Source organism: Streptomyces sp. SM11 (genome assembly GCF_002910905.1).
Taxonomy (GTDB): domain Bacteria; phylum Actinomycetota; class Actinomycetes; order Streptomycetales; family Streptomycetaceae; genus Streptomyces.
In genome coordinates this window covers 23,439-47,544 of record NZ_NEUE01000164.1, presented here as the reverse complement: position 1 = coordinate 47,544, position 24,106 = coordinate 23,439, and the positions used below count along the sequence as shown (strand labels likewise).

The 24,106-nt window shown below is 71.3% G+C and carries 27 protein-coding genes; 15 read left to right on the top strand and 12 right to left on the bottom strand.

Annotated features, from left to right (window positions below):
- The first annotated feature begins 275 nt into the window (after positions 1 to 275).
- Both B9S58_RS14900 and B9S58_RS14895 read left to right on the top strand, forming a co-directional pair.
- Positions 276 to 2,240, top strand: a complete 1,965-nt coding sequence (locus B9S58_RS14900) for a 2-oxoacid:acceptor oxidoreductase subunit alpha (protein ID WP_103532588.1) — start codon at positions 276 to 278, stop codon at positions 2,238 to 2,240.
- Positions 2,233 to 3,306, top strand: a complete 1,074-nt coding sequence (locus B9S58_RS14895) for a 2-oxoacid:ferredoxin oxidoreductase subunit beta (protein ID WP_103532587.1) — start codon at positions 2,233 to 2,235, stop codon at positions 3,304 to 3,306. Before B9S58_RS14900 ends, B9S58_RS14895 begins: the two co-directional genes overlap by 8 nt.
- Before the next feature lie 94 nt (positions 3,307 to 3,400).
- On the opposite strand, the gene B9S58_RS14890 is transcribed toward B9S58_RS14895, so the two are convergent.
- The gene (locus B9S58_RS14890; RefSeq protein ID WP_374935680.1) at positions 3,401 to 3,832 is read right to left on the bottom strand and encodes a winged helix-turn-helix transcriptional regulator; all 432 of its coding nucleotides are present in this window, start codon (positions 3,830 to 3,832) and stop codon (positions 3,401 to 3,403) included.
- A 135-nt stretch (positions 3,833 to 3,967) separates the two neighbouring features.
- On the opposite strand from B9S58_RS14890, the gene B9S58_RS14885 reads away from it, so the two are divergent.
- The 5 genes from B9S58_RS14885 (at position 3,968) to B9S58_RS14865 (ending at position 8,766) form a co-directional block, all read left to right on the top strand.
- Positions 3,968 to 4,828 carry an SDR family oxidoreductase gene (locus tag B9S58_RS14885; protein WP_103532585.1) on the top strand — a complete coding sequence of 287 codons (861 nt, stop codon included), beginning with the start codon at positions 3,968 to 3,970 and terminating at the stop codon, positions 4,826 to 4,828.
- Between the two features lie 141 nt (positions 4,829 to 4,969).
- Positions 4,970 to 5,962, top strand: coding sequence for an EamA family transporter RarD (gene rarD, locus B9S58_RS14880; RefSeq protein ID WP_103532584.1), 993 nt, complete (start codon positions 4,970 to 4,972; stop codon positions 5,960 to 5,962).
- Positions 5,963 to 6,033: 71 nt separating this feature from the next.
- The gene (locus B9S58_RS14875) at positions 6,034 to 7,737 is read left to right on the top strand and encodes an FAD-dependent monooxygenase (protein WP_181009314.1); all 1,704 of its coding nucleotides are present in this window, start codon (positions 6,034 to 6,036) and stop codon (positions 7,735 to 7,737) included.
- Between the two features lie 19 nt (positions 7,738 to 7,756).
- Complete coding sequence (locus B9S58_RS14870) at positions 7,757 to 8,260, top strand: hypothetical protein (RefSeq protein ID WP_103532583.1); 504 nt, start codon at positions 7,757 to 7,759, stop codon at positions 8,258 to 8,260.
- A gap of 146 nt (positions 8,261 to 8,406) precedes the next feature.
- Positions 8,407 to 8,766 (top strand): hypothetical protein, encoded by a 360-nt coding sequence (locus B9S58_RS14865; protein WP_103532582.1) that lies wholly within the window; start codon positions 8,407 to 8,409, stop codon positions 8,764 to 8,766.
- A 140-nt stretch (positions 8,767 to 8,906) separates the two neighbouring features.
- On the opposite strand, the gene B9S58_RS14860 is transcribed toward B9S58_RS14865, so the two are convergent.
- The 5 genes from B9S58_RS14860 to B9S58_RS14840 all read right to left on the bottom strand — a co-directional run bounded on the left by B9S58_RS14860 (position 8,907) and on the right by B9S58_RS14840 (position 13,689).
- Entirely contained in the window at positions 8,907 to 9,218 is a 312-nt protein-coding gene (locus tag B9S58_RS14860; RefSeq protein ID WP_103532581.1) for an SCO5918 family protein, read from the bottom strand.
- A 149-nt stretch (positions 9,219 to 9,367) separates the two neighbouring features.
- Positions 9,368 to 10,888, bottom strand: a complete 1,521-nt coding sequence (locus B9S58_RS14855) for a DEAD/DEAH box helicase (protein ID WP_103532580.1) — start codon at positions 10,886 to 10,888, stop codon at positions 9,368 to 9,370.
- 322 nt (positions 10,889 to 11,210) lie between these two features.
- The gene (locus tag B9S58_RS14850) at positions 11,211 to 11,414 is read right to left on the bottom strand and encodes a cold-shock protein (protein WP_103532579.1); all 204 of its coding nucleotides are present in this window, start codon (positions 11,412 to 11,414) and stop codon (positions 11,211 to 11,213) included.
- Between the two features lie 441 nt (positions 11,415 to 11,855).
- Positions 11,856 to 12,194 (bottom strand): MerR family transcriptional regulator, encoded by a 339-nt coding sequence (locus tag B9S58_RS14845; RefSeq protein WP_103532578.1) that lies wholly within the window; start codon positions 12,192 to 12,194, stop codon positions 11,856 to 11,858.
- A gap of 799 nt (positions 12,195 to 12,993) precedes the next feature.
- Positions 12,994 to 13,689 carry a CGNR zinc finger domain-containing protein gene (locus tag B9S58_RS14840; RefSeq protein ID WP_374935679.1) on the bottom strand — a complete coding sequence of 232 codons (696 nt, stop codon included), beginning with the start codon at positions 13,687 to 13,689 and terminating at the stop codon, positions 12,994 to 12,996.
- A gap of 22 nt (positions 13,690 to 13,711) precedes the next feature.
- Here B9S58_RS14840 and B9S58_RS14835 point away from each other — a divergent pair, with 22 nt between their 5' ends.
- Positions 13,712 to 14,167, top strand: coding sequence for a VOC family protein (locus B9S58_RS14835; RefSeq protein ID WP_103532576.1), 456 nt, complete (start codon positions 13,712 to 13,714; stop codon positions 14,165 to 14,167).
- A 74-nt stretch (positions 14,168 to 14,241) separates the two neighbouring features.
- On the opposite strand, the gene B9S58_RS14830 is transcribed toward B9S58_RS14835, so the two are convergent.
- From B9S58_RS14830 to B9S58_RS14820, 3 genes are read right to left on the bottom strand one after another with little or no spacing between them, the layout of a single operon-like run.
- Entirely contained in the window at positions 14,242 to 14,679 is a 438-nt protein-coding gene (locus tag B9S58_RS14830) for a hypothetical protein (protein ID WP_103532575.1), read from the bottom strand.
- A 5-nt stretch (positions 14,680 to 14,684) separates the two neighbouring features.
- On the bottom strand, positions 14,685 to 15,104 hold the full coding sequence (locus tag B9S58_RS14825) for a hypothetical protein (protein WP_103532574.1): 420 nt from the start codon (positions 15,102 to 15,104) through the stop codon (positions 14,685 to 14,687).
- Positions 15,101 to 15,361 (bottom strand): hypothetical protein, encoded by a 261-nt coding sequence (locus B9S58_RS14820; protein ID WP_103532573.1) that lies wholly within the window; start codon positions 15,359 to 15,361, stop codon positions 15,101 to 15,103. The genes B9S58_RS14825 and B9S58_RS14820 overlap by 4 nt, the downstream gene beginning before the upstream one ends.
- 107 nt (positions 15,362 to 15,468) lie before the next feature.
- Here B9S58_RS14820 and B9S58_RS14815 point away from each other — a divergent pair, with 107 nt between their 5' ends.
- The 7 genes from B9S58_RS14815 to B9S58_RS14785 all read left to right on the top strand — a co-directional run bounded on the left by B9S58_RS14815 (position 15,469) and on the right by B9S58_RS14785 (position 20,610).
- Positions 15,469 to 16,305, top strand: coding sequence for a helix-turn-helix transcriptional regulator (locus B9S58_RS14815; protein ID WP_103532594.1), 837 nt, complete (start codon positions 15,469 to 15,471; stop codon positions 16,303 to 16,305).
- Positions 16,302 to 16,511: a DUF397 domain-containing protein gene (locus B9S58_RS14810; RefSeq protein ID WP_103532572.1), complete on the top strand. Its 210-nt coding sequence runs from the start codon at positions 16,302 to 16,304 to the stop codon at positions 16,509 to 16,511. The genes B9S58_RS14815 and B9S58_RS14810 overlap by 4 nt, the downstream gene beginning before the upstream one ends.
- Positions 16,512 to 16,711: 200 nt before the next feature.
- Positions 16,712 to 17,452, top strand: a complete 741-nt coding sequence (locus B9S58_RS14805) for an alpha/beta fold hydrolase (RefSeq protein ID WP_103532571.1) — start codon at positions 16,712 to 16,714, stop codon at positions 17,450 to 17,452.
- Positions 17,453 to 17,556: 104 nt separating this feature from the next.
- A complete protein-coding gene (locus B9S58_RS14800; protein WP_103532570.1) occupies positions 17,557 to 18,024 on the top strand; it encodes a transposase in 468 nt (155 codons plus the stop codon).
- Between the two features lie 70 nt (positions 18,025 to 18,094).
- Entirely contained in the window at positions 18,095 to 19,015 is a 921-nt protein-coding gene (locus tag B9S58_RS14795) for an HAD family hydrolase (protein WP_103532569.1), read from the top strand.
- A gap of 124 nt (positions 19,016 to 19,139) precedes the next feature.
- Positions 19,140 to 19,655, top strand: a complete 516-nt coding sequence (locus B9S58_RS14790; RefSeq protein WP_103532568.1) for a lytic polysaccharide monooxygenase auxiliary activity family 9 protein — start codon at positions 19,140 to 19,142, stop codon at positions 19,653 to 19,655.
- 181 nt (positions 19,656 to 19,836) lie between these two features.
- A complete protein-coding gene (locus B9S58_RS14785) occupies positions 19,837 to 20,610 on the top strand; it encodes a calcium-binding protein (RefSeq protein ID WP_103532567.1) in 774 nt (257 codons plus the stop codon).
- Between the two features lie 7 nt (positions 20,611 to 20,617).
- On the opposite strand, the gene B9S58_RS14780 is transcribed toward B9S58_RS14785, so the two are convergent.
- The 3 genes from B9S58_RS14780 to B9S58_RS14770 form a co-directional block, all read right to left on the bottom strand.
- Positions 20,618 to 21,367: a DUF1838 family protein gene (locus B9S58_RS14780; RefSeq protein ID WP_103532566.1), complete on the bottom strand. Its 750-nt coding sequence runs from the start codon at positions 21,365 to 21,367 to the stop codon at positions 20,618 to 20,620.
- A gap of 42 nt (positions 21,368 to 21,409) precedes the next feature.
- Complete coding sequence (locus tag B9S58_RS14775) at positions 21,410 to 23,542, bottom strand: SpoIIE family protein phosphatase (protein WP_103532565.1); 2,133 nt, start codon at positions 23,540 to 23,542, stop codon at positions 21,410 to 21,412.
- A gap of 245 nt (positions 23,543 to 23,787) precedes the next feature.
- Positions 23,788 to 23,994, bottom strand: a complete 207-nt coding sequence (locus tag B9S58_RS14770; protein WP_258044511.1) for a cupin domain-containing protein — start codon at positions 23,992 to 23,994, stop codon at positions 23,788 to 23,790.
- Between the last annotated feature and the right edge of the window lie 112 nt (positions 23,995 to 24,106).

Below are 24,106 nucleotides of genomic sequence, written 5' to 3'. Positions count from 1 at the left end.
GATCGAGGAAGAGAGCCACAGGAGGACCAGGAGGACCAGGAGAGGAACAAAGGGAAGCCAAGGGGGCCTAGGACCAAAGACCCAGGGTGCAGTCGCGTCCACCCCACGATCGGGGGGCTTGCAAAAGGTGACAAACCTTACCAATAGCTGTCTCAAAACAGCGTCCACCATATGATCGGTCCCTGGAAGGCCACCTACGCAGACGTAAGGTGGCCTCTGGGGTCGCCGGCTGGCCGGACGATTCCGAACCGCCGCCCCAAGGGAGGTCCAGTTCAGTGACGAGCCAGGTCAGTAGCGCGGCAGAGAAGGCCGATGAGGCCAATGACGCCGCCCTCGGGGGTCAGCGAGCCCCCCTGTCAGGTACGACGGGAACCACGGGCGGCGACGGGAAGGAGGTCCGTCGCCTGGACCGAGTGATCATCCGTTTCGCGGGCGACTCGGGTGACGGCATGCAGCTCACGGGTGACCGGTTCACCTCGGAGACCGCTTCCTTCGGCAACGATCTCTCCACCCTGCCGAACTTCCCGGCCGAGATCCGGGCCCCCGCAGGCACCCTGCCGGGAGTCTCTTCCTTCCAGCTCCACTTTGCCGATCATGACATTCTGACCCCGGGCGACGCCCCCAACGTCCTGGTCGCGATGAACCCCGCCGCGCTGAAGGCGAACATCGACGACGTACCGCGTGGCGCGGAAATCATTGTGAACACCGACGAGTTCACCAAGCGGCCGATGGCGAAGGTGGGGTATGCGACCAGTCCGCTGGAGGACGGTTCGCTGGAGGCCTACAACGTCCATCCGGTGCCGCTGACGACGCTGACGCTGGAGGCGCTGAAGGAGTTCGGGCTCCCCCGCAAGGAGGCCGAGCGGTCCAAGAACATGTTCGCGCTGGGTCTGCTGTCGTGGATGTACCACCGGCCGACCGAGGGAACGGAGACGTTCCTGCGGCAGAAGTTCGCGAAGAAGCCGCAGATCGCCGAGGCGAACGTGGCCGCCTTCCGGGCCGGGTGGAATTTCGGCGAGACGACCGAGGACTTCGCGGTCTCCTACGAGGTCGCCCCGGCGTCGCACGCCTTCCCCACCGGCACCTACCGCAACATCTCGGGGAACCTCGCCCTGTCCTACGGCCTGATCGCCGCCGGGCAGCTCGCGGACCTGCCGCTCTACCTGGGGTCGTATCCGATCACCCCGGCCTCGGACATCCTGCACGAGCTGTCGCGGCACAAGAACTTCGGTGTGCGGACCTTCCAGGCCGAGGACGAGATCGCCGGGATCGGTGCGGCGCTCGGTGCGGCGTTCGGCGGAGCGCTGGGTATCACGACGACGTCCGGGCCGGGTGTGGCGCTGAAGTCGGAGACGATCGGTCTCGCGGTCTCCCTGGAGCTGCCGCTGCTGATCATCGACATCCAGCGCGGTGGACCGTCCACCGGGCTGCCGACCAAGACCGAGCAGGCCGATCTGCTCCAGGCGATGTTCGGGCGCAACGGCGAGGCCCCGGTCCCGATCGTGGCCCCGCAGACTCCGGCCGACTGCTTCGACGCCGCGATCGACGCGGCCCGGATCGCCCTGACGTACCGGACACCGGTCTTCCTGCTCTCCGATGGTTACCTCGCCAACGGCTCCGAGCCCTGGCGCATCCCGGAGACGTCGACCCTGCCCGATCTGAAGACCTCCTTCGCCACCGGTCCGAACCACACCCTGGCCGACGGCACCGAGGTCTTCTGGCCCTACAAGCGCGACCCGCAGACCCTGGCCCGCCCCTGGGCCATTCCCGGGACGGCCGGCCTCGAACACCGCATCGGCGGGATCGAGAAGCAGGACGGCACCGGCAACATCTCCTACGACCCGGCCAACCACGACTTCATGGTCCGGACGCGCCAGGCGAAGATCGACGGCATCGAGGTTCCCGACCTCCAGGTCGACGACCCGGCCGGGGCGGCCACGCTGGTGCTCGGCTGGGGGTCGACGTACGGGCCGATCACCGCCGCCGTGCGCCGGCTGCGCGCCGCGGGGGCGCCCATCGCCCAGGCCCATCTGCGCCACCTCAACCCCTTCCCGAAGAATCTCGGCGAGGTGCTGAAACGCTACGACAAGGTCGTCGTGCCGGAGATGAACCTCGGCCAGCTCGCGATGCTGCTGAGGGCCAAGTATCTGGTGGACGCCCACAGCTACAACCAGGTCAACGGAATGCCGTTCAAGGCAGAGCAGCTCGCCACGGCTCTCAAGGAGGCCATCGATGCCTGACACCGACGAACTGCGGCACAACGAACTGCTGCAGCTGGTGCCCAAGGCCGAGGCGAAGCAGTCCATGAAGGACTTCAAGTCCGACCAGGAAGTGCGCTGGTGCCCCGGCTGCGGCGACTACGCGGTCCTCGCCGCCGTCCAGGGGTTCATGCCTGAGCTGGGTCTCGCGAAGGAGAACATCACCTTCGTCTCCGGTATCGGCTGCTCCTCCCGCTTCCCGTACTACATGAACACGTACGGGATGCACTCCATCCACGGCCGCGCCCCGTCCATCGCGACCGGGCTCGCCACCTCCCGCCGCGACCTGTCGGTGTGGGTGGTCACCGGTGACGGCGACGCGCTCTCCATCGGCGGCAACCACCTCATCCACGCCCTGCGCCGCAACGTCAACCTCAAGATCCTCCTGTTCAACAACCGGATCTACGGGCTGACGAAGGGCCAGTACAGCCCCACCTCCGAGCTGGGCAAGATCACCAAGTCGACGCCGATGGGTTCGCTCGACGCGCCCTTCAACCCGGTGTCCCTCGCCATCGGCGCGGAGGCCACGTTCGTGGCGCGGACGGTCGACTCCGACCGCAAGCACCTCACGAGCGTGCTGCGCGCGGCCGCCGAGCACTCCGGCACGGCGCTGGTGGAGATCTACCAGAACTGCAACATCTTCAACGACGGCGCTTTCGAGGTCCTCAAGGACAAGGAACAGGCCGCCGAGGCCGTCATCCGCCTCGAACACGGGCAGCCGATCCTCTTCGGATCCCAGGATCCCAAGGGTGTCGTCCGCGATCCGGCCACTGGTGATCTCAAGGTCGTGGCCATCACGGAGGAGAACCGCTCGCAGGTCCTCGTCCACGACGCCCACGCGGAATCGCCCACGACGGCGTTCGCCCTGTCCCGGCTCGCCGACGCGGACACCCTGCACCACACCCCCATCGGGGTGCTGCGCAGCGTCGAACGGCCCGTCTACGACACGCTGATGTCGGACCAGCTGGACGCCGCCGTCGAGCGCGACGGCAAGGGCGACCTCGGCTCGCTCCTCGCGGGCAACGACACCTGGACGGTCATCGGCTGAGGCCGAGGCTGAGGCCAAAGCCGAGGCCGAGGCCGAGGCCGAGCGAGGACCGTACGCGCACCGCCCGGGGCCCGGGCCGGATCCCCCACGGGGGTCAGGCCCGGGCCTCGTCGTATGCCTCGCGTGCCGCCTGCACCACGTCCACCTGGCGTTCGGTCCAGCGGGCGAGCGCCCACACCTGCTCGGCGGCCTCGGTACCGAGCGGCGTCAGCGAGTAGTCCACCCGGGGCGGGATCACCGGTTTCGCGTCCCGGTGGACGAAGCCGTCGCGCTCCAGCGTCTGGAGGGTCTGGGCCAGCATCTTCTCGCTCACGCCGCCGATCGTGCGGCGCAGCTCGCTGAAACGGTAAGAACGCTCCAGCAGGGCCGCCAGGACGAGAACGCCCCAGCGGCTCGTCACATGCTCCAGCACCAGCCGGGACGGACACATCGGCTGGTTGACGTCCTGGACCGGCTTCGGCAGGCCCTGCGGACCGGCCCCCGAGTCGATGGATGACGTCTCCGCACTCCTTGCGCTAACTCCCATACCAGTACCTTACTTCAAAGTGGGTACTTTCTCCTGGTTAGTGTCCGACGTAGCCTCGATCGGGAACGGTCCCCGCGAGACATCAGGGGCCCGAGATACCTGAGACACCTGAGACACCTGAGACTGGAGCCCCCCATGAGCATCGTTGTCACCGGAGCCACTGGCGCACTCGGCCGCCTCGTCGTCGACGCCCTGCTGGCCACGGTCCCGACCGGCGACGTCGTCGCGGTGGTGCGCGACAAGGAGAAGGCCGCCGCGCTCGCCGCCCGGGGCGTGGAGCTGCGCATCGCGGACTACAGCCGCCCCGAGACCCTCGCCGGAGCCTTCCGGACCGGTGACCGGGTGCTGCTGATCTCCGGCAGCGAGGTGGGCCGACGGGTGTCACAGCACGCTGCAGTCATCGACGCGGCGAAGGCGGCGGGCGTCGCCCGGCTCGCCTACACCGGCATCCTCGGCGGACCGGACGCGGACTTCACGCTGGCCGACGAGCACAGGGCCACCGAGCAGCTGATCCTCGACTCCGGACTGCCGTACACCTTCCTGCGCAACGGCTGGTACACGGAGAACTACACCGCCAACCTGGCCCCGGTCCTGGCACACCGCGCGGTCGTCTCCAACGCGGGCGAGGGCCGCGTCGCCTCCGCCGCCCGGGCCGACTACGCCGCCGCGGCAGCTGCCGTACTGACCGGCGACGGCCACCTCAACACCGCCTACGAGCTGAGCGGCGACACCGCCTGGTCGCTCACCGAGTACGCCGCGCTGCTGTCGGAGCTGACCGGCGAGGAGATCGCGTACAACAACGTGCCGGCCGCCGCGCACCAGGAGATCCTGGTCGGCGCGGGACTGCCCGAGGGCTTCGCGGCGATCCTCGCCGATGTGGACGAGGCGATCGGGCGCGGGCGGCTCGCGGGGACGAGCGGCGACCTCGCCCGGCTCATCGGTCGCCCGACGACACCTCTCGCCGAGACCGTGCGCGCCGCCCTGTCCGCCGCCTGAGCCCCGACGCGCCCCCGCCCCACCCCGCCGCACACAGCACTGTCATGAGTGTTTCCGTGAGACGGCTATGACACGAAGCCCTTCCGGCGTTACCGTCGTGCCGTCGGCGGATCCGCCGGCGAGGGTGGTCCGGGAGGGCGCGTGGAGGGCAAGAACGAACAGCGGGCGGGCCTGCTGTACGGAGTCGGCGCATACGGGATGTGGGGCATCGTCCCCCTCTTCTGGCCGCTACTGAAGCCGTCCGGGGCGATCGAGATCCTCGCCCACCGGATGGTCTGGTCGCTCGGCGTCGTCGCCGTCGCCCTGCTGGTCGTACGCCGCTGGGCCTGGGTCGGCGAGCTGGCCCGCGATCCGCGCAGGCTGGGCCTCATATCGGTCGCGGCGGCGACCATCACCGTCAACTGGGGCCTCTACATCTGGGCCGTGAACAACGGCCAGGTCGTCGAGGCCTCGCTCGGCTACTTCATCAATCCGCTGGTCACCATCGCCATGGGCGTCCTGCTGCTGGGCGAACGGCTGCGCCCGGCGCAGTGGACCGCGGTCGCCACGGGCCTGGTCGCCGTCCTCGTCCTGGCGATCGGCCACGGCAAGCCCCCCTGGGTCTCGCTGGTGCTGGCGTTCTCCTTCGCCACGTACGGCCTGGTGAAGAAGAAGGTGAACATGGGCGGCCTGGAGTCCCTGGCCGCCGAGACCGCCGTGCTGTTCGTGCCCGCGCTCGGCTTCCTGCTCTGGCTGGCCGCCACCGGCGAGTCGACGTTCACGGCCGGGGGCGCGGGGCACGGATCCCTGCTCGCCGCGACGGGCATCGTCACGGCGATCCCGCTGATCTGCTTCGGCGCGGCGGCGGTCCGGGTGCCGCTGTCCACACTGGGGCTGCTCCAGTATCTGGCCCCGGTCTTCCAGTTCGGGCTGGGCGTCCTCTACTTCCACGAGTCGATGCCGCCCGAGCGGTGGGCCGGGTTCGCCCTGGTCTGGCTGGCACTGTCGCTGCTGACCTGGGACGCGTTGCGGACCGCTCGGCGCAACCGGGCGCTGGCACTGAAGCTGCTGGCGACGGCGGCCGCCGCACCGGTGGCCGCCGCACCGGACCCCACACCCACGGCCCCGAACCCCGCACAACGAAAGATTACCTAGTTGCTTTTCTTACTCGGTTACGTTTCTCTGGTCCTGGATGGATGGCCGGAGAGCGGGACCGAAGGAGAGGCATGGGCATGACCGACGTACTCATCGTGGGAGCGGGACCCACCGGGCTGGTGCTGGCCTGCGATCTGGCCCGGCGCGGCGCCGTCGTACGGCTCGTGGACCGGTCCCCCGCGCCGCCGCGCACCTCGCGCGCCAAGGGGCCCAACCCCCGGTCGCTGGAGATCCTGGACGATCTCGGGGTGGCCGAGAAGGTGCTCGCCGCCGGTTCGGCCCCACCGCCGATGCTCAAGTACCGCGACCGCCTCCCGGTCGCGGAGGCCGATCCGTGGGCCGGCTCCACGCCGTCCCCGGACGCCCCCTACGACCGGGGGTGGCTGATCGCCCAGTGGCGGCTGGAGGCGATCCTCCGTGACCGGCTGGCCGGGTACGGCGTCCGCGTCGAGCTGGGACGCGAGGTCCTGGGGCTGACGCAGCATACGAACGAGGACAAGGGCGAGGGCGAGGGGCCTCATGTCGACGTCACTTTCGCCGAAGGACCGGCCGGCCGGGCACGGTACGTCGCGGGCTGCGACGGCGCCCACAGCTCCGTACGGAAGCTGCTCGGGATCGGATTCGAGGGGACCACCGACGAGGACCAGGTGATGGTCTGCGGCGATGTCGAACTGGCCGACGGCGCCCTGGACCGTACCCGCTGGCACCAGTGGTTCGACGAGGACGGCGCGGTGATGCTCTGCCCGATCCCCGGTACGCGGACGGGCTGGTGGTTCCAGGCCGGGCCGGAGCGGGACGGGCGGGGGCGGCCGCTCGCACCCACCGCCGACGGGTTCCGGCGGCTGCTCGCCCACCACACCGCACTGCCCGGCGGCGCCCTGACGCGGGCCGAGCTGCTGTCGACGTACCGGGTCAACGTACGGATGGCGGACCGGTTCCGCGCGGGACGGGTCTTCCTCGCGGGCGACGCGGCGCACGTGCACGCCATCGCGGGCGGCCTCGGGATGAACACCGGCATCCAGGACGCGTTCAACCTGGGCTGGAAGCTGAGTCTGGTGCTCGCCGGTCACGCGGACGCGACGCTGCTGGACACCTACGAGGAGGAGCGGCTCCCGGTGGCCGCCCACACCCTGGACCTCACATCGGAGCGGCTGCGGGCCACCCTGGAGGCGATCCGCCGGCCCGGCGGCGGTCTGGACGCGGCGATCACCCCGGACAGCACCGGTCTGGGCGTCGGCTACCGCTGGAGCTCCCTGGACGCCCCGCGGGCCGGCGCTCCCACCGCTGCCCCGCACGCCGGGTACGGTGCGCCCGGCGCGCCCGTCGGCGGGGACCGGGCGCCGGATGCTCCCTGTGCCGACGCCGCGACCGGAGCCCGTACCCGACTGCACCGGATCTTCGCCGGACCCCGCACCACGGTCCTCGGCTTCGGCCCCGGGAGCACGGCGGTCCTGCGCGAGGTGGCGGACGCGTACGGCGGCGCCGGGGTGCGGACCTGCCGGGTGTACGCGGCGCACGAGGACCGGGCCGGGGCGGAGCCGGGAGCGGTGGTCGACGACGCGGGCCACGCGGCCGCCGCCTACGGAACGGGAGCCTCCGGCGGTACGGGCACGGGCACCGTCGTGGTCGTCCGCCCCGACCACCACGTGGGCGCATCCGCCCCGGCGGACGACGCCCGCTCCGTACGGGAGTACCTGCGCCGGCTCCACGGAACGGGCCGGTCCACGGACCAGTCCTCGGACCGGTCCCCCGGCATGGTGGACGCCGCGCGGTAAAGGCTGATTGAGTGCCCGGATGGAGACTGTGCTGGGGGCCATGAGGAACGTGCGGTGGCACGAACTGCAGCACGCGTACGGCTCCGCGTCCCAGATTCCCGGCGTGCTGTCGCGGATCGCCTGGGGCGACGCGCCGAGCTCGGACGAGGCCCTGGGCGATCTGGAGCGGTGGATCGGCACCCCGCCCGTCTTCGACTCGACGGCGGCGACGGTGCCGTTCCTCTGGGAGCTGGCGGCGACGGACACGGTCCGGGACCGGGCGGGCGTGCTGAATCTGCTCGGCACGATCCTGACCGCCGGGAACGCCGAGCACCCTGCGTGGACCCGCGCCGCACACGACGCGGTGGCGGCGGGGCGCGCCACGGCCGTCCGGCTGGCCGCCATGCACGACACACCCGACGCCGGGGGGCTTTCCCCGGCGTCGGGTGTACGCACGACGGCCGCGCGCCTGCTGGCCGCGATCGACCGGCACACCTGCCCCGTCTGCGCCGCCCTCCCCCCACACGAGACCCAGGGCCACTGACCCGGCGCTGTTGACGCCGGTGATGGCTCCACTCCGCCAGGGGGTGTCTGACAATTCCCGTCGTCGCCCGCAGGGCGGCCGTGAGGCAGACGGGAATTGTCAGACACCCCCTGGCCGGCCGGACGGCCGTGCGTAGGATTGGCCCCATGTCGAAGCCTGACGAGCTGCTTGTTGATGTCGCTGCCCTGGTGGAGTCCGGGCACAGCAATCAGATGACTCTGACCGTGGTCGCCGGTGGTGCTGTCATCACGGGGCGGCTGGCTCCCGAAGCGGTCTGGAGGCAGCGGGTGTCGGAAGTCCTGGCCGACTCGGCCCGCCTGAGCGAGTTCTCCGCCGCCTTCACCGCCCCGACGCCTGTGGACAAAGCGCCCACGCATCTGCATTTCCATGTGGCGCGGATTCTGCAGGGCACGGTGGGGATCCCGGAGACGGGCGGGATGTACCGCGTGGCGATCGATGACGTCAGCGCCTGGACCATGGGCGACTTCAGCTACTCCGACCGCTGAGTACACCGCTGCGCGCTGACGGACCTCTCGGCACGCGGCGAGGGCTCGACCGGCGCCTGTCGATAGGGCCCTCACTGTTCTGTTCTGTCCTGGTGGCGGGCTCACGGTTGTTCCGGTGGCGGCTCACGCCTGTCGTCCGGTCAGACGGTGGCAGGGGCGCCGAGCATGGTGGAAGCCTGTTGGAACGGGCTGGCGACGCGCTTGGGCGCGGCGTTGCACGGGAGGCCGGGGCAGGTGAAGCCGAGCTGCGTCATGGCCCGGAGGACTTCACCGGCGCTGAAATCGCGGCGGTCCTGACGTGTGATGACCTGCCCGACCTGCTTGATCGGGTAGGTGCGGCGGCCGATGATCACGGACGCGCCGATGACCTGTTCGGGCTTGACGCCCTTCATGGATTCCAGGACGCCACTCTTGGTGAGGTCGAACGGGAAGCGGGCGATGACGCAGCGCATGGTGCCTCACAGGGAGTGGAAGGGGATGGGGCTGCCGCGGTGAGGCGGTTCAGCGGGCCAGGCCAGGACGCCCAGCGCGCTGCCCTGCTCGTCGACGACCGGCAGGCCGGCGAGCCGCCGGCCGCGTTCGGCTGTTCAGGGCCGCCGCGTCAGGCCGCCGCGTCGAATGCGGACTGATGCGCGCTCACGCGCCGTGCGGCAGAGGCGGGGCTGCGTCGGCCGCGGGAGCCCGTGGTGCGGCTGCGCTCACGCCGCGCGGTCACCGGCGCGGTGATCGTCACGGGGATGCCGGAGGGTGCCTGGGCGCCGGTGATCCGGCTGAGCGCCTCTTCCCCGGAGTGGACCGGGGTGGTCTGGGGAACGATGCCCGCGGCCGCCATGAGTCGGGTCATGTCGCGGCGCTGGTTGGGGGTGACCAGAGTGACGACGCTGCCGGACTCGCCGGCCCGCGCGGTGCGGCCACCGCGGTGCAGGTAGTCCTTGTGGTCGGTCGGCGGGTCGACGTTGACGACGAGGTCGAGGTTGTCGACGTGGATGCCGCGTGCCGCGACGTTCGTCGCGACGAGCACGGTGACGTGGCCGGTCTTGAACTGGGCCAGGGTCCGGGTGCGCTGCGGCTGCGACTTCCCGCCGTGCAGGGCAGCGGCCCGTACCCCGTTGTTCAGCAGGTCCTGCGTCAGCCGGTCGACGGCGTGCTTGGTGTCCAGGAACATGATCACCCGGCCTTCGCGCGCCGCGATCCGGGTCGTCGTCCGGTGCTTGTCGGCGCCCTGGACGTGCAGGACGTGGTGCTCCATCGTGGTGACCGCGCCTGCGGACGGGTCGACGGAGTGGACCACCGGGTCAGTGAGGTAGCGGCGGACCAGGAGATCGACGTTGCGGTCGAGGGTGGCGGAGAACAGCATCCGCTGGCCCTCGGGGCGTACCTGGTCCAGGAGCGCGGTGACCTGGGGCATGAAGCCCATGTCGGCCATCTGGTCGGCCTCGTCCAGGACGGTGATCGCGACCTGGTTCAGCCGGCAGTCGCCCCGGTCGATCAGGTCCTTGAGGCGCCCCGGCGTCGCGACGACGACTTCGGCGCCACGGCGCAGTGCGCTGACCTGCCTGCCGATCGGCATTCCGCCGACGACGGTGGTCAGACGCAGCCTGACCGAGCGGGCGTAGGGGGTGAGGGCGTCGGTCACCTGCTGTGCCAGCTCACGCGTCGGCACGAGGATCAGGGCCAGCGGCTGACCGGCCTCGGCGCGCTGTCCGGCGGTGCGGGCCAGCAGGGCCAGGCCAAAGGCGAGGGTCTTGCCCGATCCGGTACGCCCGCGTCCGAGGACGTCGCGGCCCCCGAGGGTGTTGGGCAGGGTCGCGCCCTGGATCGGGAACGGGACGCGCATGCCCTGTGCGGTGAGAGAGGCCAGCAGCCCTTCGGGCAGGTCGAGATCGGCGAACGCCTCGACGGCGGGCAGCGCGGGGGTGATGGTCTCCGGCAGGGCGAACTCGCCCGAGGCCGCCGCGGGCCGCCGGCCGCGGCCGCCCTGACGGCTCGGTCCTGCGGAACGGCGCGGGGCCGGCGAGCCGGAGCGGTTGCTCCGGTGCGCACCGGCATCGGAGCCGAAAGCGGGACTGCCCGTACGGCTGCGGGCGCGTGAGGAGCGATTGTTCGTACGTGCGGGGTTCATGCAGAACCTTCCTTGACACGGCACGTATCAAGGAATTCTCGCAGCAGAAGAACAGCGCGGGGAATCACAAGAACGGACCGAACGAAATGCGAGATCAGATCTGACCTGCGGCGCATCGGGCGCACGTGCAGGCGATGACATGGGCGACGTCACGCGGGCAGGGAGTCCAGGGCGTCTACGGGTACGGCTCCGAAGAGGCCCGTGTCCCTGGAGAGGGATCTGCGGGCATCGTCGCCACACAGGCGACGCCCCCCGGGAATGCCCGTAGCTGGGGCCCGCACCCCGAGGGATGCGGGCCCCAGCTACGAAGTACGCGTCAGCGTCAGGCGGGAACGATGTTCTCGGCCGTCGGGCCCTTCTGTCCCGCCGCGATATCGAAGGTCACCTTCTGGCCTTCGAGCAGCTCGCGGAAGCCCTCGGCGGCAATGTTCGAGAAGTGGGCGAACACGTCAGCGCCGCCACCGTCCTGCTCGATGAAGCCGAAACCCTTGGCCGCGTTGAACCACTTCACAGTGCCGGATGCCATGTCATATCTCCTTTGGGGCAGTACGCCAGGACCCGCAATCCACGGATACCGGGTCGCCGCGATGATGCCCCGACCGGAGAATAACCGGAAATACAGAACGCTTCCCGTGGCTAAAATGCCGACGAAAGCGTTGAAGTTTTCTGGGAACCACGACTGCAACTGAGATCGACAATAGCACGCGGTAGCGGCCTACGTACGGTAAATAACTCCACTCTGTTCGCTGCGGTAAACAGGCTGCCCGCGCGAAACATTTAACTCTCGTCTCGCGGTCATAGATACTGCCCCACCCGCAACGCAGCGTTCCAGCAGGGCCGGTCGCCATTTATGGCTCGGAGGGTGCCGCTGCAGCGGCACCCTCCCGCCCGACGACAGCCCATCAGCCCGTATACCGGCATACCGGTCCCGACGCGGATCAGGGCCGGGCAGGGGAGCAGCACCACCTCAGCCTGCGGTCGTCGGGTTCTCCGGTGCGGCGGCGTTGCGGTATTCGGCGTTGATGCGCTGGGCTTCTTCGAGCTGGTCTTCGAGGATGACGATGCGGCAGGCGGCCTCGATGGGGGTGCCCTGGTCGACGAGCTCCCGGGCGCGTGCGGCCATGCGCAGCTGGTAGCGGGAGTAGCGGCGATGCCCGCCCTCGGAACGCAGCGGGGTGATGAGGCGGGCTTCTCCGATAGCCCGGAGAAAGCCCTGCGTGGTGCCGAGCATCTCGGCGGCCCGGCCCATGGTGTAGGCGGGATAGTCGTCGTCATCGAGACGGCCGAACGAGTCGCCTGCTGTCATTTGCACCTCTCTGTGGAATGCGTGGAGGGGCCCGAGTGCCGTATGGCACTCGGGCCCCGAAGGAACTGCTACACCATCTGCCGGCCCTGGTTACTGCGCCGGCCTTCTGTTTCCGCCGACCCGGCCTGGAAGCTGCCGGGGTTGCGGGGATCGCGGTTGCTTGACCGGAGACCACCTCACTATCGATGTCCTGCGGTACCCGGGCTCACGACTCCGCCCGGGCGATCCTGATGGCGCCTCGCTCCTCCGTTCTTCCCTCTGGGATCAATCACTTGCCTACTGCTGGTACTGCTCTCCTGCGTACTACTCTCCTACGTACTGCTCTGTGGCCTGTGACAGCACCACTCTTCGACAGCCAGCCCCGTCGCCCATCCTGCGTCTGCTCCGGCTTAGAACCCCGCTGCCGAACCTCCCGGTGCGCGCGCCCGCAGTCGACGCCTTCACCGAGGTGCTGCTCACTTCACTGCTGGGTACTGCACTTGCGGGTACTGCTCCCGCGTGAATCGCGGTACTGCTGACGGCGGCCCCTGATCACTGCGGGCCACCCGGTGCGGCCGTCAGCCCCGTCGCCGTCCTGCAACAACCCTGGCTTCGAAACTCCACCACCGCACCGTCCTGCGAACGGCAACTGCGTGTACTGCTGCCCGGCAGTTCGTCTCTGCCGGGCCCTGCTGTCTCTCTGAGCTACGAGAGAAACCATAACCACAGCACCATCCAATGTCTACTCCGGCGGACATAGATTTTCGTGACCCATGCACAGAGATAGCCGCCATCGACCACGGGGCGGGTGCAGCCCCCTTCACTCGCCGTCAGCGGCGAGCCGGGCGCGGTGGGCCCGGACCTTGTGGCGGTTGCCGCAGCGTTCCATCGAGCACCAGCGGCGCCTGCCGGGGCGGGAGGTGTCGACGAACAGCAGGCGGCAGCCGTGCGCGCCGCACGTGCGGATCCGGTGGGCGTACGCCCCGGTGAACAGGTCGACCGCATCACGGGCGACGGTGGCCAGCAGCCCGGCCCCGGTACCCCCCGGAGCCCACGCCCGGCCGCCGCCCGCGGTCAGCCGGGCCGTCAGGGGCGGGTGCGCCGCCGCGCCGTTGAGGGTGGCGAGGTCGTCCGCGCCGGGCGGCGCCCCCTGCACATGCCCCTCGGCCAGCCGCCAGAGCGCATCGCGCAGAGCACGCGCGTCCGCCACCTCCGCCGAGTTCACGAGAAGCGCGACACCCGGACCCGAACCGGGCCCGTCGCCCGGACCGAGCCCGTCCGGCAGCCGGCTCTCCTCCACCCAGCGCACCAGGTCGGCCGGCTCGTGCAGCACCTCGAAGTACGACAACGGGCCGGGCCCCCCGGTCGGCAGCAGCTCCAGGCACAGCGCGCCGGGATCGAACCGGAACGAGCTGCCGTCCGGATGCCGAAGCAACAGCCCCGAGAGCTCCTGCCGACCGGGCCCCGGACCCTGCCGTTCAGACCGTTCAGGCGTGTCCGTTGCCTCTCCACTCATGTAACCACTATAAACGGTTTCCATGACTCAGACACTGTCCTGGAAGCTCGTGATCGACAGCGCCGACCCGCACGCGCAGGCCGGATTCTGGGCGGCGGCCCTGGGTTACCTCGTCGAGGACAACAGCCCGCTGGTCGAGCAGCTGCTCGCGGCCGGAGCCGTACCCGAGGCCATCACCACCCACGCCCACGGCCGCCGCGCCTGGCTCGACCTGGCGGCGGCCCGGCATCCGGACGACCCGTACGACGAGGTCAGCGGTACGGGGCGGGAGCGGCGGCTGCTGTTCCAGCGGGTGCCGGAGCCGAAGACGGTGAAGAACCGCCTCCACATCGATGTCCACTCCGCGCCGGGGCAGCGTGACGCGGAGGAGCGACGGCTGGTGGGGCTGGGCGCTCGGGTGCTGCGTACGGTCGACGAGCAGGGTGGAAGCTGGATCGTCATGGCGGATCCCGAGGACAACGAGTTCTGCCTGAGCTGACCCGGACGAGGCGTACCGACCCATGAGGCCGGGGCCGGACCGAGGCCGGACCGAGGCCGGGCGGGGGCACAGCCTCAGGGCGCCTCTCCGCCCCATCCGTCCCGGTCGCGCCGTACGTCCTCCCGGATCCGCTCCGCCATCAGATCGGCGAGCGGGTCTCTCACGTCCCAGGAGTGCGCGGCCGGGTGCCGGTCGTACAGCACGCAGGCGTCCCCTTCCTTGACCGACAGCCGGTGGATGACGGCCGGACACGGCAGCAGTTGCTTGAAGCGGAACTTCCGGCGTCCGTCGGCCTCGGTCCAGAACATCCACAGGTCCCGCCCGGCGGGAGCCGAGGCCGACCAGAGCTGGGCCGCGTGCTCGGTCGACTCGTCGTGCTCACCGAGTTCACAGAGCAGGAAGTCGTCCAGCTCGGGCACGTCCGACGCCTGACCCTGCCCGTCCGCCGAGCCCATGAGCGCCACGCGTGCGCCCATCTCGGGGAGTTCGGTGAAGGCGGTGCACTGCAACATGACGCTCATCCTTGCCGGTGAGGAGTGGGAGGGGCAGGGGTAGGGGTACAGGCGGGGATCAGGGGGCGCATGACGAGGCCGTACCAGGCCGCCGCGTCCCGGGCGACGAACTCGTACGGCAGCCCGTCCGCGAGCCGCCCCAGCGCGTAGTCGTGCTCGCGGAAACTGTTAGCCCAGGAACGGGGTTCGGCCGACGCGTCGCGCCGGCCCCCTTCGGCGACCGGGTACAGCGCACGGGCCGGGACCCAGGGGGTGTACGGGTCCGGGTCCAGCGCGTCCGCGAAGCGCCGGGCCTGCCGCCGCAGCCAGCGGAGGGCCAGCCGCCGCGTCGGCGCGATGATCCCGCCGAGCCGCACGGACCGCGCCGCGTCGCCGCCGTGGCTCTCGGCGACGTACCAACGCACCGGTGCCTGACCCGCGTTCACAGCACCTCGCCCCGGCTGCGGGCGTTGAGCCGTGCGGTCCTGGCCCGGAGCTCTTCTATCAGGAGCGCGGGCCGGACCCGGTGCGGCTCGGCCTCCCACTCCGCCCCGCCGCCCACGGGCCGCAACGACCAGTAGGGGCCGGCGACCCCACGGAACTCGCCCACGCGGTCGCCCCGAGCGGTGTCCACCATGAGCGTTCCGGGGGCCGGGAGGTCGGGAGGCTCCTGCGCGTTCGGGCAAACGTTCTCGCCGTACACCTATCGCTCCTCTCTGTAGCCGTATGACTACCGGGGCGATTCAGCGTGACCTAACGTGAGGAGCCATTCAACCTGCCTATTCGGCACGGAAGATCGGGGTGGGGTCCGTGAACATCAAGGAGTTGAATCCGGAAAGCTCCGCGCAGGCGGCCTACGGTGCACGTCTGCGCGGGTTACGGGAAACGCGGGGCTGGACACAGGAGGAGCTGGGGAATCACAACGGCTACTCCAGCACACACATCTCATCGGTGGAAACTGGTCGCAAACTCGCGACCTTGCGCTTTTCGCGTAGTACGGACCGAGTGCTGGGGCTCACCGGGATCGAGGCGTCGTTCGAGCGCGAGCTGGGCCAGATCAAGCACGGCAGCCTGCTGGAGGGCTTCCCGGAGTTCCTCGGTTACGAGCGCCGGGCGGCGGAGATCCGGCTGTACGAGGTCGGCGTCATGCCGGGGCTGCTCCAGACCCCGGAGTACACCACGGTCCTGGCCGACAGCGCGGTCAGACGGGGGGCCATCACCGCTGACCAGGCCCAGGAGCGCATCTCGCTGGTCGCGGAGCGCCAGGCGGCCCTGGTCCGGGAGAAGCCGCCGCTGGTCTTCGCGATGCTGGACGAGAGCTGCGTCCGCAGGCCGGTCGGCGGGCCGGAGGTGATGAAGGCGCAGATGGACCGCCTGATCGAGTTCGCGGAGCAGCCCAACACCGTGCTTCAGGTGGCGACGTTCGACATGGGCGAGCTCCGCCCGTTCAATCTGCCGATCTACATCCTGACCATGCCGGACCGCTCGCTCATGTCGTACGCGGAGTCCGCGCAACAGGGCTATCTGGAGCGCGAAAGTGGCTCGGTGGTTTCCCATCTGACGGCCTACCATCAGATGCAGGCGGTAGCGCCCTCCCAGGCGGCGTCCGTAGACATGTTCAGGCAGTTGCGAAAGGGCATCCAGTGACAACCGAGACCCCCCGTTGGTTCACGTCCTCGTACAGCGACAACGGCGGCGCGTGCGTCGAGGTCGCCACCAACCTCGCCACCCCCCACGGCATCGTCCCCGTCCGCGACTCCAAGAACGTCAGCGGCCCGGTCCTCGACGTCCCCGCCACCGCGTTCACCGCCTTCGTGGCCGGCGTCCGGACCGGGGGCTTCGGCACCGCCTGAGCCACCCGAGCCGCCGGAGCAACGGCCCCACCGTGCAGGCACGGTGGGGCTTCGCCCTGCCTGTACCAGGCCCGGTCGCCCCGATGACGCGTATACCCGCTGCGTTCGACCGGGGAGGGCTTCGGCCCGCTCGTCCGTAATCTTCCGCAAAGCCCCCGGACGCGGGACAGTGGATCGCCGTGCGCCGCTACGCTCGCCTCGTGAGCGAGATAGCGGTCGTCCGTGATGGCTCCGGTCCCGAGGTCCTGTTCGTGCATGGCGGCGCGGGCCCGCGAACGACGTGGGGCCCGGTCGCTCCCCTGGCCGGCCGGTGGACGCTGGCATACGTCCATCGCCGTGGCTATCCGCCGAGCCCGCCACCACCGCAGGGGCGTCAGGACTTCGTCGTGGACGCCCTGGACCTGGCACCGCTGCTCGTCTGCCGCCCGCATGTCGTCGCCCACTCCTACGGCGCTCTTGGGGCATTGATCGCAGCCGCTGCCTCGCCGGGCAACGTGCGGTCACTCACCCTGATCGAGCCGCCGCTCAACTACCTCGTCCCTGACGATCCAGAGGTGGCACGGCTGGAGCGCCCCGGGGATACGGTCCTCGCCAACGGTATGGACACCTCCCCCGCAGCACTGCGCGAGTTCCTCCGACTCACGGGTGCGCCCATCGGCGACGGACCGCTCCCCGAGGGCGTGGCCGCCGGCGTTCGGCGGGCGCACGGTGGCCGACCGACCAGCGAGGCACGCCCTCGGCTCGACGTGATCCGTGCCGCCGGTATCCCGGTGCTCGTCACGTCCGGAGGCCACGCGGCCGCGCTCGAGCGGATCTGCGACGCCCTCGCGGTTGCGCTCGGCGGCGAGCGCAGTGTGCATCCGGGCGCCGGTCACTTCGTCGCCGCGGCACCGGGCTTCACCGAACGGCTTGAGATCTTCCTGCGCACGAACGGCACATGACGCCCGGACGCCTTGCCCTCAACCGAGCTTGAGGTCCTACGGTCGCCGTAGGGCCCGCACGACACACGCGGGCCCCCGACCGCACCACCGAGGGAGCACACGTCATGCCCGATCAGCAGCTCAGCGACGCAGAACTCGCCGGACAGCCCGCCGCCTACTGGACCGGGGTCGCCTACGAGGCACTGATCGCCTACACCCGCGACCGGCAGGCCGAGAAGGGCCACACCCAGCCCCAGTTCTGGCTTCTGCGCAATCTGTCGGCGCACGACATCTCGCCCGACGGCGAAGGGATGACCGTCCCCGAGCTCCAGCAGGCCATGGCCTCGTACATCCGACCCGAGGACGACCTGGCGGCCGAGGCCGAGGCGCTCGTGGAGCGGGGCTGGCTGACCCGGGACTCGGGCGGCAGGCTGTGGATCACGGAGGCGGGGGAACAGGCGCGCGTCGACCTCAAGCGCAATGCTCCCGCGATCCGCGCCGCGCTGCACGAGGGCATCGACGACACCGACTACGTCACCACGATGAAGGTGCTGCGACAGCTCATCCGCAACGCCGGCGGGACGGCCGCCTGACCGCGAACCGCATATCCGATCCAACCCCTGACGGGCAAGCGGCCGTTCGGGCCCTTCTAGGCTGGGGCCCATGCCCACGCCACCCGCATACGCCCCCGGCGACTCTCCCGCATACACCGCCGACGCCTCTCCCGCGTACACCCTCGTCGCCACGGACCTGGACGGCACCCTGCTGCGCCCGGACGACACCGTGAGCGCCCGGTCCCGCGCCGCGCTCGCCCTGGCCGCCGCCGCGGGCGCCCGGCACCTGATCGTCACCGGGCGGCCCGTCCCCGGGATACGGGCGCTGCTCGCGGACCTGGCGTACACCGGGCTCGCCGTCTGCGGGCAGGGCACCCAGCTGTACGAGGCCGGGGCGAACGGCGGGCGGCTGCTGCGGTCCGTCACCCTGGACCGCGAGGCCGCCGACACCGCGCTCGGGAAGATCGAGGCGGAGGTCGGGGCGGTGTTCGCCGCCGTGGACCAGGACGGCGCGGAAGGGGCGACCCTGATCGAGGCCGGGTACCGGATGCCGAACCCGACGCTTCCCGCCCGACGCGTCGACTCCCGCGCCGCGCTGTGGGAGCGGCCCGTGATCAAGGTGCTGGTGCGCCACCCGGAGCTGGGCGACGACGCGCTGGCCGCCGCCGCGCGCGGGGCCGTGGGCGATCTGGCGACGGTGACCATGGCGGGGCCCGGCACGGTGGAGCTGGCTCCGCTCGGGGTGGACAAGGGGACCGGGCTCGCCCTGGCCGGCGAGCTGCTCGACGTCGGGGCGGAGCGGACGGTCGCGTTCGGGGACATGCCCAACGACCTGCCGATGTTCGCCGGTTCGGGCCACCGGGTGGCCATGGGCAACGCGCATCCCGAGCTGCGCGCGGCGGCCGACGAGGTGACGGCGTCGAACGCGGAGGACGGGGTCGCGGTGGTTCTGGAGCGCCTGTTCGGCACATCCGCCCGGCAGCCCGGCAGCCGGGCAGAGAGGTCACGTCCGCGCACTAGCTTGGTCTAGACCAAGAGCGGTACGCTTTCGTCGCCACCCGTGACAGCCCCACCGTCACAGCCTGGCAGCTTGACATGCGCATGCCTTTCCCGTCCTCGCGCGGGCAGGCACAGACCCCCACAGAGGAGTTGTCATGAAAAGCAAGAGGCTCTTAGCCGTCGCCATCGGCGCGGGCATCGCCCCGCTCCTGGCCGTCAGCCTGCCGGCGGGCAGCGCGAGCGCGCACGGCTACATCTCATCGCCCCCCAGCCGACAGGCCCAGTGCGCCGCCCGCGTGGTCCCCTGCGGTCCCATCAAGTACGAGCCGCAGAGCGTCGAGGGCCCCAAGGGCCTGATGAGCTGCAGTGGAGGCAACGCCGCCTTTGCCGAGCTCAACAACGACGGCAAGGGCTGGAAGGTCACCCCGGTCGGCCGGACGACCAGCTTCAACTGGCGGCTGACGGCACGGCACGCCACCAGCACCTGGCAGTACTACGCGGGCGGCCGGAAGATCGCGGAGTTCGACGACGGTGGCGCCCGGCCCGGTGGGACCGTCACCCACCAGGTCAGCTTCGGTGGCCTGTCCGGCAAGCAGAAGGTGCTGGCCGTGTGGAACATCGCCGACACCGCCAACGCGTTCTACGTCTGCGTGGACGTCCATGTGAGCTGACGCGACGCCGCACCACCCGGCCCCGCCGGGACGAACCGGACCTGTCCGTCCGGGTACCGGAGCACGCCGACCGCGGTCGCGAGGATGCGAGGACACCGTCCTCGCGGCCGCCCGGCCGGCCCCCGGGCAGCCATCCCGCCAGCAGGCCGGCCCACCGGCCGCCCCATCGAGACGAGGCCCCATGAACCGCCACCACGTCACCGTCCGCGCGGCCGCCGTGGCCCTGCTCGCCACCGGCCTCGCCGCTCCCCCGGCAGTCGCGGCCCCCGCCGCCACCGGGGCGAAGGCCCGCGTCGGCGCCGACTGGGCGAAGCAGTCGATCACCTTCACCGCGGCCGCGGGACAGACCAACGACCTCCACGTGGTCCCGATGGACCGGGCCGACGGCGTCCGGCGCATCGGCTTCCGCGACGCGGTACCGCTCCAGCCCGGCGACCACTGCACGTACCTCACCCCCGGGGACGAGACGTACGTCGTCTGCGAACTGCCCACGGACAGCGCCCGGCCGGACCGGATCGACGTGTTCCTCGGTGACGGCGACGACGAGATCGCCACCAGCGACCCCGGGGTGGCCACCGTCAGCGGCGGACCCGGTGACGACACCCTGCACGCCCACACCGCGCACACGGTACGGGGTGACGCGGGGAACGACATGGTCATGGGGCGCGTCGTCCTGGACGGCGGCGACGGCATGGACCACCTGATGAGCGTCGACGGCGACCAACTGCTGTGGGGTGGCCGGGGCGACGACATGATCGAGGCGTACGACGGTGCGGACCTCGTGTACGCGGGCCCGGGCGACGACCACGTCATGGGCGGGGACGGCGACGACATCCTGCTCGGCGGCACCGGCGACGACGTGCTGCACGGCGAGGGCGGCGACGACCTGATCCTCGGCGGCCCCGGGAAGGACACGGTCGAGGGCGGCCCGGGCCGGGACATCGTCCTCCCCTGAACGTCCCCTAACCCTGCGGCGGATTGAGCTTGCGGAAGTAGGTCCAGCTGGTCTCGTTCGGCTCGCTCCACTGCTCCGGGGCGTGGGCGAACTCCGGGTGGTGGGCGGCGATGTGGGCGCGGGTGCGCTCGGGGACCTCGGAGTACGCGCCGAGCTTGCGGCCCCGGCAGTGGAAGGTGAGGCCGCCGGGCCGCTGCCCCCGGGCCATCCAGGGCAGCCACGGGGACATCCGGCTCCACGACATGGTGGCCGGGACACCGGGCGCCGGGCCCGCCAGGTCGGCGCGGTCGGCGAAGAACTGGAAGAGCTCCAGGGCCTTGTACGTGTCCCCCGCCGAGTGGACCGGGTACTGGGCCACCGGCAGCGGTGACGGGTAGGCCAGCGGGATCTCCAGGCTGAAACAGACCTGATCCCCGAGGTCGGTCGTCGGGATCGGGAAGGGAAGCCACTTCTGGTTCGCCGGGTCGTTCCAGACGTGCACCACCGGCAGGTCATGCCAGGTCTCCAGGATCTCGCGGCTGACGGGGTCCAGGTAGAACGCGGCCTCCCGGGTGAGCAGCCGGTACGCGTCCGGCCCGGCGTCCACGTCCGGGACCAGACGGGAGACGTTGAGGCCCTCGAAGCCGAAGACCCGCTGGTAGGGCTCGTCGGGGGCCCAGGAGTACACGTCTCCGGTCCACCAGTACGTGACCTCCTCGCCGTCGAGGGAGGCGCGGGTGCGGGCGAAGGAGCGGAGCAGCTCCGCAGGTGTCGTCATACGGACCACTCTGCGCGATCGACCTGCCCGTACGGGTGGTAATCATCCCGGCGGGGGCGGGAACGGCCCGGAATCGTCGCCCGGCAGCTCCTGCTCGGTCCACAGCACCTTTCCGTCCGGTCCGTGGCGGGCTCCCCAGTGGGAGGCGAGGCGGGAGACGATGAACAGGCCCCGGCCGCCCTCGTCGACGGTCCGGGCGTGCCGCAGGTGCGGGGAGGACCTGGAACCGTCGTGGACCTCGCAGGTCAGCGTGGAGTCCAGCAGGAGACGCAGCCGCAGCGGCGGGGTGCCGTAGCGGACGGCGTTGGTGACGAGCTCGCTGACGATCAGCTCGGTCGCGTCGACGGTGTCCTCGTCCAGGCCCCAGCCCTGGAGCCGGTCGCGTACGAGCACCCGGGCGGTGGCGGGCGTCGTGCGGTCCTGGGCCAGGTCCCAGGTGGCGACGAGGTGATCGGAGACCGTACCCGTACGGGCCAGGAGCAGGGCCGCACCGGCGGAGCGGGTGTCGTCCGGCAGCGCGTACACGATGTCGTCGCCCAGCTGCTGGAGGCTCCGGCCCGGCAGGGCGAGGGTCTCCGTGATGCGTTCGGCCGCTCCGTCCCCGGAGAGCAGTTCGGCGGTGCAGAACGCGAGGAGGCTGCCCTCCTCCAGGGTGACGGTGGCGGGGGCGAAGAGCGCGCTGTCGGCGGAGAAGAGTCCGGGCCCTTCCGGTACGTCGAGGGCGACCGCTCGCCCGTCGGGGCCGACGGCCAGCGGCGCGGGGTGCCCGGCGCGCGCGACGGTGCAGGTGCGGGCGAACGGGTCGTAGACCCCGTACACGCAGCCCGCGCTCAGGGGTTCGCCCTGGAGGGAGTCGCCCGAGGGCAGGGCGGCGCGTTCTCCGGCGAGGCGGTCGGCGGTGTCCTTGAGCCGGGCGAGGACCTCCTCCGGCTCCAGATCGAGGCCCGCCAGCGCCTGGATGACCATACGCAACTGGCCCATGGCGATGGCCGACTGGACGCCCTCGCCCGCGACGCCGCCCACGACGAGCGCGGTACGGGCGCCGGACAGGCCGATGGTGTCGAACCAGCAGCCGCTGTCCCGGCCGGGCAGCAGGACGTGCGCGGTGTCGACGGCCGTCTGCTGCCGCTCGGCCTGCGGGAGCAGCCGTCGCTGGACGGTCGAGGCGATGACGTGCTCGCGCTCGTAACGGCGGGCGTTGTCGATGCCGAGGGCCGCCCGGGTGGCCGCCGAGACGGCGAGGGAGACGTCGTCCTCGTCGAAGGGCTCGGCAGCCCCGCAGCGGTAGAGGCTGACCAGCCCGAGGACCGCGCCCCGCAGGGTGAGGGGCACGACGATCAGGGAGTGCGCGCCGCTCTCCACGACGGCGTGCGCCCCGTCCGGGTCGGTGGCCAGCCACGGGGTGTCGGGGCCGAGCGCGACGCGTCGGGCCCGCAGATCGGCGACGGCGAGCGCGTACGGCGTACGGTCGGGGAGGCGGCGGGTCGCCCCGGCCGGCCGCCGCCGGGCCCCGGCCCCGCTCCGGGCCTCCGCCGCATCCCGGACGGCGTCGCACCGGCCGCTCGCCGCGCTGCGCAGCGGGGTCTCGGTCGGCAGCGGGCCCACCGGCGGGTCGGCGCCGCGCAGCACCTCGTCCACCACCTCGACGACGGCGAGGTCGGCGAAACCGGGCACCAGGGCGTCGATGAAGGCGCGGCAGACGGCGGCGACGTCGAGGGAGCCGCCGACCGCGTCGCGCACGGCGGCGAGCGCTGTCTCCCGGGCGCGGGCGCGTTCCCGCTCGGTGACGTCGACGATCGCGGTCAGCACGCCGAAGGCGGGTGCGTCGGGGCTGTCGGCGGAGCCGGGGCCGAGGCCGTCGATGCGGTAGGCGGAGACCAGGAACTCCCGGTCGCCGGGGATCCGGCGCAGCCGGCCCCGGACCAGGTGGTCGCGCACCGGACCCTCGCCGGCGAGCACCCGCTTCATGAGCTGCTCGGAACCGTCCGGGTCGTCGAGCCGGAAGACCTCGGTGAAACGGCGGCCGATGTACTCCCCGGTCTCCACGCCCTCGACGAGCGAGTTGGCACGTACCAGCCGGAGCTGCGGGTCGAGGACGACCAGGCCGAGGGAGGACTGGGCGAACAACGTCGCCAGTACGGCCTCGTCCAGCTGGTCCGGCCCGCCCGGAGGCATCCCGGCTCCCGCTCCCGTCCCGGCCGCCCCTGCCGCTCTTCCCGCCCCTCCCCCGCTTCCCGTCCCGGCTGCCCCTCCGGGCCCGGCCGGGGTCTCGGCGTCCGACACGGCTCCACCCACCCTCCGGCTCCGGCGCACCGGAGCACCGGAGCCGGCACGCGCCGGTCCAGCATCACCCGGCTCACCGGGCCCGGCCACCGGTGGACGTCCGCCCGGGGCCTCCCGGGGGTGGAAGGCAGGCACCGTCAGCCGTCTCCGGAGACAGCATGCCCACACTCCGTATCCATGATGATCAGCGTCCCCCGGCTGCCGGGGCGCACCGCGTGGGCGACGCCCGCGCCCACCACGTACAGCTCGCCCGGCCCCACCGTCACCGCCGCTCCGTCCACGGACAGTTCGAGGAGGCCGTCGAGCACGAGCAGCGCCTCGGGCTCGCTGTGCCGCTCCTCCACGCCCGGGGCAGGGCGTCCGCCACTTCCGACATCTTGAGCACGCTCATCGCACACACCTCTCGGCGGGCTCCTCCGGGTGCGCCGGAGGGACCCGCGCCCCGGACGGGAAGGA

What these genes read in the sequence shown, in the direction of transcription:
- B9S58_RS14875 (WP_181009314.1), top strand. Translation starts at nt 6,034, where the DNA reads ATGGGCATGACCGACGTACTCATCGTGGGAGCGGGACCCACCGGGCTG.
- B9S58_RS14885 (WP_103532585.1), top strand. Translation starts at nt 3,968, where the DNA reads ATGAGCATCGTTGTCACCGGAGCCACTGGCGCACTCGGCCGCCTCGTC.
- B9S58_RS14785 (WP_103532567.1), top strand. Translation starts at nt 19,837, where the DNA reads ATGAACCGCCACCACGTCACCGTCCGCGCGGCCGCCGTGGCCCTGCTC.
- B9S58_RS14860 (WP_103532581.1), bottom strand. Translation starts at nt 9,218, where the DNA reads ATGCGCTGCGTCATCGCCCGCTTCCCGTTCGACCTCACCAAGAGTGGC.
- B9S58_RS14835 (WP_103532576.1), top strand. Translation starts at nt 13,712, where the DNA reads ATGACTCAGACACTGTCCTGGAAGCTCGTGATCGACAGCGCCGACCCG.
- B9S58_RS14855 (WP_103532580.1), bottom strand. Translation starts at nt 10,888, where the DNA reads ATGAACCCCGCACGTACGAACAATCGCTCCTCACGCGCCCGCAGCCGT.
- B9S58_RS14830 (WP_103532575.1), bottom strand. Translation starts at nt 14,679, where the DNA reads ATGTTGCAGTGCACCGCCTTCACCGAACTCCCCGAGATGGGCGCACGC.
- B9S58_RS14795 (WP_103532569.1), top strand. Translation starts at nt 18,095, where the DNA reads ATGCCCACGCCACCCGCATACGCCCCCGGCGACTCTCCCGCATACACC.
- B9S58_RS14895 (WP_103532587.1), top strand. Translation starts at nt 2,233, where the DNA reads ATGCCTGACACCGACGAACTGCGGCACAACGAACTGCTGCAGCTGGTG.
- B9S58_RS14890 (WP_374935680.1), bottom strand. Translation starts at nt 3,832, where the DNA reads ATGGGAGTTAGCGCAAGGAGTGCGGAGACGTCATCCATCGACTCGGGG.
- B9S58_RS14845 (WP_103532578.1), bottom strand. Translation starts at nt 12,194, where the DNA reads ATGACAGCAGGCGACTCGTTCGGCCGTCTCGATGACGACGACTATCCC.
- B9S58_RS14780 (WP_103532566.1), bottom strand. Translation starts at nt 21,367, where the DNA reads ATGACGACACCTGCGGAGCTGCTCCGCTCCTTCGCCCGCACCCGCGCC.
- B9S58_RS14800 (WP_103532570.1), top strand. Translation starts at nt 17,557, where the DNA reads ATGCCCGATCAGCAGCTCAGCGACGCAGAACTCGCCGGACAGCCCGCC.
- B9S58_RS14840 (WP_374935679.1), bottom strand. Translation starts at nt 13,689, where the DNA reads ATGAGTGGAGAGGCAACGGACACGCCTGAACGGTCTGAACGGCAGGGT.
- B9S58_RS14790 (WP_103532568.1), top strand. Translation starts at nt 19,140, where the DNA reads ATGAAAAGCAAGAGGCTCTTAGCCGTCGCCATCGGCGCGGGCATCGCC.
- B9S58_RS14775 (WP_103532565.1), bottom strand. Translation starts at nt 23,542, where the DNA reads ATGCCTCCGGGCGGGCCGGACCAGCTGGACGAGGCCGTACTGGCGACG.
- B9S58_RS14850 (WP_103532579.1), bottom strand. Translation starts at nt 11,414, where the DNA reads ATGGCATCCGGCACTGTGAAGTGGTTCAACGCGGCCAAGGGTTTCGGC.
- B9S58_RS14870 (WP_103532583.1), top strand. Translation starts at nt 7,757, where the DNA reads ATGGAGACTGTGCTGGGGGCCATGAGGAACGTGCGGTGGCACGAACTG.
- B9S58_RS14865 (WP_103532582.1), top strand. Translation starts at nt 8,407, where the DNA reads ATGTCGAAGCCTGACGAGCTGCTTGTTGATGTCGCTGCCCTGGTGGAG.